Here is a 6743-nt window from a genome sequence, read left to right on the forward strand (position 1 = left end):
TGGGCGAGAGCTTGAGGAAGGAGCGATCGCTCTCGTCAGCCTCGGCGACCAGGTAGTGGGACTTGCCCAGGCGGGCGTTGGAGCCCATGGCGTCCACACGGCCGCCGACTACCACCGTGGGATCGAGGCCAGCCGCTGCCAGCACGGCGGCGACCATAGAGGTGGTGGTGGTCTTGCCGTGCATCCCGGCGACGGCGATGCCGTACTTCAGGCGCATCAGTTCGGCCAGCATCTCGGCGCGCTGGATCACGGGCACGTGGCGGGCGCGCGCCTCCAGCACCTCGGGATTGTCGGGGCCGATGGCGGAAGAGGTGACCACCACCTCGGCGCCCACCACGTTCTCGGCGCGGTGGCCCTCGACGACGGAGGCACCCAGCGACGCCAGGCGCTCGGTCACCGGGGAGTGCTTCAGGTCGGAGCCGGAGACGCGGTAGCCCAGCGTGAGCAGGACCTCGGCGATGCCGCTCATGCCGATGCCGCCGATACCTACGAAATGCACGCGTTGGATCTTGGCGAACAGTTTCCAGTTTCTCGTTTCTCGTTTCTAGTTCCCTGCCGCCAACCGCGCGGCCATGGCGGCGATCTCCGCGGCGGCGTCGGGATGGGCCAGCCGGCGGGCGGCGGCGCCCATCTGCGCCAGCCGCGCGCGGTCACCCAACAGCTTCGACACCGTCTCCACCAGGCGCTCCGCGGTCAATCCCGCCTCCGGGATGACCAGAGCCGCTCCCGCCTGGGCCAGGGCCTCGGCGTTGCGGCGCTGGTGGTCGTCGGCGGCGCGGGGAAACGGGACGAAGACCGCGGGCTTGCCCGCCGCCGTCACCTCGGCCACGGTGCTGGCGCCGGAACGGCAGAGCAGCAGGTCGGCGCGGGCAAAGGCCCCGGGCATGTCGTCGATAAAGGGAGAGACTTCCGCCGAAATCCCCGCCTGCAGGTATGCCGCCTGGGCGTCATTATAGTCGCGCTCGCCGGTCTGGTGGAGGATGTGCAAGCCGGGAATCGCGCGCAGCAGCGCCGGGAGCGCGGCCACCAGCGTGCGGTTGAGGGCGCTGGCGCCCTGGCTGCCGCCGAAGGCCAGCAGGGTGGGCGGCGCGCCCGCGGGGCGCTGCGGGATGGCGAAGAACTGCCGGCGCACGGGCACGCCCGTGACCACGGCGTCACGGAACCAGTGCGCGGTCTGGGGGAAATGCACCGCGGCGGCGGCGACCATGGGCGCGAGAAGGCGGTTGGCGAAGCCGGGAACGACGTTGGGCTCGAAGGCTAAGGTGGGAATGCCGGAGAGCGCCGCGGCCAGCATGGCGGGGCCGGAGGCATAGCCGCCCACCCCGATCACCACCTGGGGGCGGAAGTCCGCCAGAATGCGCCCGGAGCGCACCACGGCGCGGGGCAGGTCGAAGAGGGTGCGGGCGCGAGTGGCCAGGCTGACGCCCTTGAGCGCGCCCACCTGCACCAGCTCCAGGCGGAAGCCGGCGGGCGGCACCAGGCGGGTCTCGATGCCGCGGGCGGTGCCCACGAAAAGCACTTCGGCGGAATAGCGGGAGCGCAGTTCCTGGGCGATGGCCAGGGCAGGGATCACGTGCCCGCCGGTGCCGCCTCCCGCCAGGATCGCGCGCATATCACTCCGTGTGCTGGGTGATGTTGAGCAACACCCCCACGCTGGCCAGGGTCACGAACAGCGACGAGCCGCCGTAGGAGATGAAGGGCAAGGGGATACCCTTGGTGGGCAGCAAGCCCAGCACCACGCTGATGTTGATCAGCGCCTGCACCACCACCATGGCGGTGATGCCCACGGCCAGGAAGCGGGCGAAGGGGTCCTGGGCGCGCAGGGCGGCGCGCATGCCCCGCGCCAGGAACACGGCGAACAGCGCGACCACGGCCACGGCGCCCACCAGACCCAATTCCTCGGCGATGACCGCGAAGATGAAGTCGGTGTGGGGCTCGGGGAGGTAGAAGAGTTTCTGCTTGCCTTCCATCAGGCCCACCCCGGCGAAGCCGCCGGTACCCACCGCGATCAGCGACTGGATGATGTGGAAGCCGCGGCCCAGGGGATCGGAGTAGGGATTCAGGAAGGCGAGGATGCGCTCGTAGCGCCATTGCACGCGAATGACCAGGAAGTAGAAGAGCGGGATGAGGGCGATCGCCGGGTAAGCGAAGTAGCGCAGGCGGATGCCGGCCACGAACAGGACCACGGCGGTCACCGCCAGGCAGGCCAGCCCGGTACCCAGGTCGGGCTGCTTGATGATGAGCGCGGCGAAGACTAGCGAGGGCACGGCCGCGGGCAGCAGGGTGCCTCGCCAGTCGTCCATGGACTTGGTGCGGCTCTCCAGGAAATAGGCCAGGAAGAGGATGAGGACGGGCTTGGCCAGTTCGGAGGGCTGGAAGGAGAGCGGTCCCAGGTGGAACCAGCGGTGGGTGTTGTGGGCGCGGTCGAGGAAGAAGACCGCCACCAGCATGAGCGTGGTCACGCCCAGCAGGGAGAAGACCACCGCGGGATGCTTCCAGCGGCGGTAGTCGAGGTTCATGACCAGCACCATCACGGTCATGCCCACCACCGCCCAAGCCAGTTGCCGCAGCAGGAAGGTGTAGGCGGAGCCGTAGCGCTCCTGGGCCATGACGGCGGAGGCGCTGAAGACCATCACCAGGCCGACGAAGACCAGCAGCACCGTCACCGTGAAAAGCGTCTTGTCGACACTGACGCGCTTAGCCATGGCTCAGGCGGCCCCTCCCTTCGCCTCGGGCCCGGTCTTGCCGGCGGACTTGGCGGCCAGGGCAGCCACGGCTTCCTTGAAAACGCGGCCGCGGTGCTCGTAGTTCTCGAACTGGTCGAAGCTGGCGCAGGCAGGCGCCAGCAGCACCACGTCGCCGGGGGCGGCGGCTTCGGCAGCGCGCCGCACCGCGTTCTCCAGGGTTTCGGCGTGGACGATCTCAGCGGCCCCGGCGATCTGCGACTCGATCTTCGCCGCGGCGGCGCCGATGGTATACACGCGCTTGGCGCGCGACTTCAGCAGCGGGTTGAGCACGGAGTAGTCGCTGCCCTTGTCCTTGCCGCCCAGGATGATGTGGATGCCGGAGGAGAAGGATTCCAAGGCCTTGGTGGTGGCGTCCACGTTGGTGGCCTTGGAGTCGTTGTAATAGTCGACGCCGCGGATGTTGGCGACGAACTCCAGGCGGTGCTCGACCGCCTTGAACTCCTCCACCGCGCGGCGGATGCGGTGGGGCTCGACGTTGACCAGGCGGCCCACACAGACGGCCGCCAGCACGTTCTCCAGATTGTGCGCCCCCTTGAGGGTGATGCCGGCGACGGGCATGATCTCCTGCTCGCCGCTCTCCTCCTCGCGCCAGTAGATCTTCCCTTCCTTCACGTAGGCGCCATGCTTGAGTTCGCCCTTGCGGCTGAAGAAGCGGGTGTGGGCGCGGCAGTCGTCGGCCAGGCGCAGGCAGGTGGGATCGTCGGCGTTGAGCACGGCGTAGTCGTCGCGGGTCTGGTTCTCGAAGATGCGCGCCTTGGCCGAGATGTACGCCTGCAGGCTGCGGTGACGGTCGAGGTGGTCGGGAGTGACGTTGAGCACCACCGCGATCTGCGGATGGAAGCTCTCGATGGTCTCGAGCTGGAAGCTGGAGATCTCCAGCACGTTGTAGGTGTCGTCGGTGGACTCCTCGACCAGGGAGATGGCGGGGGTGCCGATGTTGCCGCCCACCAGCGATTCGTAGCCGCCCATAGAGATGACCTCACCGGTCAAGGCGGTGGTGGTGGTCTTGCCGTTGGAGCCGGTGATGGCCACGAGGTGGCCCTTGAGGAAGCGGGAGGCCAATTCCACTTCGCCGATGACGGGCACGCCCTGGGAGCGGGCTTGCTGCAGTTGCGCGATCTCGTAGGGCACGCCGGGGGAGACCACGATGAGGTCCTGGTCGCGGAAGGTGCGGTCGCCGTGGCCGCCGGCCTCGACGGTGATGCCCTTGTCGAGCAGGGCGGGGATCTCGCTGCGCAGCTCCTCCTCGGTTTTGGCGTCGGAGACGGTGACGCGGGCGCCGTGCGCCTCGAGGAACAGCGCCGCCGCCACCCCCGACTTGCCCAGCCCCACCACCAGGATGCGCTTGCCTTTGACTTCCATTCCGCTCTCTATCCCACCGTGTGTCATTGTGCCACGAGTCCGTCGGGCATCAGCGCAACTTCAAGGTCGTCAGAGCAAAGAGTGCAAACACCAGGCTGGCGATCCAGAAGCGCACGATGATCTTGGATTCCGACCAGCCCAGGAGCTCGAAGTGGTGGTGCAGGGGGGCCATCTTGAAGATGCGCTTCTTGCGCAGCTTGTAGGAGGCCACCTGCAGGATGACGGAGAGCGCCTCCAGCACGAAGACCCCGCCGATGAAGGGCAGCAGCAATTCCTGCTTGATGATGACGGCGATCGTGCCGATGGCGCCTCCCAGGGCCAGGGAGCCCACGTCGCCCATGAAGATCTCGGCGGGGTGGGCGTTGTACCACAGGAAGCCGATGCTGGCGCCCACCATGGCACCGCAGAAGACGGTCAATTCGCCTACCTGGGGCATGTGTTCCAGGTCGAGGTAGCCGGCGAAGACGGCGTGGCCGCTGACGTAGGTGAGGATGGTGAGCGCGCCGGCGGCGATCACGGTGCAGCCGATGGCCAGCCCGTCCAGCCCGTCGGTCAGGTTCACCGCGTTCGACGAGCCCACCACCACCAGCACCACGAAGAGGATGAAGGGCAGGAAGGCCAGCGGCCAGAGATGGGGATTGTGGGTCAGGCCGGTGATGACCAGGTCGGGGCGGAACTTCTTGAAGAAGGGAACGATGAGGTGGGTGGAATAGTCGCCGCTGGCCTGCAGCAGAACCAGGCCGGTGGCCAGCAGCACGCTGGTCAGGACCTGCAGCGCCAGCTTGGTGCGGGCGGTCAGGCCGAGGTTGCGGTGGTGCACCACCTTCAGATAGTCGTCGGCAAAGCCGATGGAGCCGAAGGCCAGGGTGGCCAGCACCGCCAGCCACACGAACATGTTGCTGAGGTCCGCCCACAGCAGCGTGGGAACGACGATGGAGATGGCGATCAGCACCCCGCCCATGGTGGGCGTGCCCGCCTTCTTGTGGTGGGCGGCGGGGCCTTCCTCGCGGATGAACTGGCCGATCTGGAACTCGCGCAACTGGCGGATGACGGCGGGGCCCACCACCAAACCCATGAACAGCGCCGTCAGGCTGGCAAAAGCGGTGCGAAAGGTGAGGAAGCGGAAGATGCGGAAGGGCGAGAAATACCGGAACAGTTGTTCGTAGAGCAGCCAGTAGAGCAATCGTCCCTCTCGTTTCCTCGGGTCAGCCGTTCGCCGGCGGGGCCGCCACGCCTAGCCGGGCCTTCCAGGTCTCCAGCGCCGCTTCGAGCTTAACCCCGCGCGAGGCTTTCAGGAGCACGCAGTCGCCGGGGCGTACCTCGTGCGCCAGCCACTCCCCGGCTTCCTCCGCCGAAGCCAGGAAGAGTGCCTCCACCCCGGCTGCGCGGGCGGCGTCGACCATGGCCTGAGCCAGGCCGCGCACTCCCACCAGCAGATCGATCCCCTTCTCCGCCAGGCGGGCGCCGCAGCGGCGATGCAGTTCCTCGCCGCTGGGGCCCAGCTCCAGCATCTCCCCGGCCACCACGATGCGGCGGGTGGCGGGCAGGGCCGCCAGCACGTCGACCATGGCGTCCAGCGCCCGGGGATTGGAATTGTAGCAATCGTTGATGACGGTGGCGCCGGCCAGCTCCAGCACTTCCCCGCGCTTGTCCGAAGGCGCCAGCGTGCCGAGGGCGGCTGCGGCCTCCCCGGGCGCGACACCGGATTCCAGGGCCACCGCCACCGCTGCCAGGGCGTTGTAGACGTTATGCCGGCCCAGCAGAGGCAGGGCGACGGGCTCGCGGCGCCCGCCGGCTACCAAGTCGAAGGTGGAGCCGGCCGTGCCCCGGTCCTCGAGCCGCTCCGCGCGCACGTCGGCGGGGCGGGCGAGGGCGAAGGTCACGACCTTGCCCTGGAAGTCGCGGCCGAACTGGGAGACGTACTCGTCGTCGGCGTTGAGTACGGCGGTGCCGGTCGGCGGCAGCCCGGCTACCAGCTCCTGCTTGGCGCGGGCGATCTCGGCCACGGAGTTGAAGAAGCCGAGGTGTACCGGGGCGACGTTGGTCACCACTCCCATCTCCGGCTGGGCCAGGCGGGCCAGCAGCGTGATCTCGCCGGCGTGGGACATGCCCAGTTCCAGCACCGCGGCCTCGTGCTCGGGTTCCAGGCGCAAGAGCTGCAAGGGCAGGCCGAAGTGGTTGTTCAGATTGCCTTCCGATTTCATCACCCGGAGGCGCGTGGCCAGCAGGTGGGCGATGGCCTCCTTGGTGGTGGTCTTGCCCGTCGAGCCGGTCACCGCCACTAGGGTCCTGCCCCAGAGGCGGCGGACGGCGGCGCCCAGCGCCTGTAGGGCGGCCAGGGTGTCGTCCACCACCAGCAGCCGGGCATTCGCAGGGAAGCGCGACCGCTGCTGGCGGGAGACGACGGCGGCCACCGCACCTCTCCGCAGCGCGTGCTCCACGAAATCATGTCCGTCCAGGCGCTCGCCGCGCACCGCAAAGAACAGCTCACCAGGCGCGAGCGTGCGGGAATCGATGGAATAACCCTGGGCCAGGGCGCCAGCCTCGAAGTCGCCGAAGGCCGCGGCCAGCTCGGCAACGCGCTGGAGGGTGAGTTTCACGGCCGGGATGCTCCCTTCTCGGCGGGGGCGCCTG

The 6743-nt window shown here is 68.6% G+C and carries 6 protein-coding genes; all 6 read right to left on the reverse strand.

The annotated features are described in order from the left end of the window. Positions 1 to 520: Mur ligase domain-containing protein (locus tag VEG08_03995; protein ID HXZ27145.1), on the reverse strand; the 520-nt coding region annotated here is incomplete at its 3' end. Between the two features lie 24 nt (positions 521 to 544). Next, positions 545 to 1612 (reverse strand): undecaprenyldiphospho-muramoylpentapeptide beta-N-acetylglucosaminyltransferase, encoded by a 1068-nt coding sequence (gene murG, locus VEG08_04000; GenBank protein HXZ27146.1) that lies wholly within the window; start codon positions 1610 to 1612, stop codon positions 545 to 547. A 1-nt stretch (position 1613) separates the two neighbouring features. After that, on the reverse strand, positions 1614 to 2705 hold the full coding sequence (gene ftsW / locus VEG08_04005) for a putative lipid II flippase FtsW (protein HXZ27147.1): 1092 nt from the start codon (positions 2703 to 2705) through the stop codon (positions 1614 to 1616). 3 nt (positions 2706 to 2708) lie between these two features. Further along, a complete protein-coding gene (gene murD, locus VEG08_04010) occupies positions 2709 to 4109 on the reverse strand; it encodes a UDP-N-acetylmuramoyl-L-alanine--D-glutamate ligase (GenBank protein ID HXZ27148.1) in 1401 nt (466 codons plus the stop codon). Positions 4110 to 4158: 49 nt separating this feature from the next. Continuing rightward, positions 4159 to 5292 carry a phospho-N-acetylmuramoyl-pentapeptide-transferase gene (mraY, locus tag VEG08_04015; GenBank protein HXZ27149.1) on the reverse strand — a complete coding sequence of 378 codons (1134 nt, stop codon included), beginning with the start codon at positions 5290 to 5292 and terminating at the stop codon, positions 4159 to 4161. Between the two features lie 22 nt (positions 5293 to 5314). Beyond that, the coding region (murF, locus tag VEG08_04020; GenBank protein HXZ27150.1) for a UDP-N-acetylmuramoyl-tripeptide--D-alanyl-D-alanine ligase at positions 5315 to 6743 on the reverse strand (1429 nt) is incomplete at its 5' end.

The sequence above is a fragment of the Terriglobales bacterium genome (assembly GCA_035624475.1).
GTDB lineage: Bacteria > Acidobacteriota > Terriglobia > Terriglobales > Acidobacteriaceae > DASPRL01.

Coding starts and splice junctions, on each gene's coding strand:
- murG (HXZ27146.1), bottom strand. CDS start 1,612: ATGCGCGCGATCCTGGCGGGAGGCGGCACCGGCGGGCACGTGATCCCT.
- ftsW (HXZ27147.1), bottom strand. CDS start 2,705: ATGGCTAAGCGCGTCAGTGTCGACAAGACGCTTTTCACGGTGACGGTG.
- murD (HXZ27148.1), bottom strand. CDS start 4,109: ATGGAAGTCAAAGGCAAGCGCATCCTGGTGGTGGGGCTGGGCAAGTCG.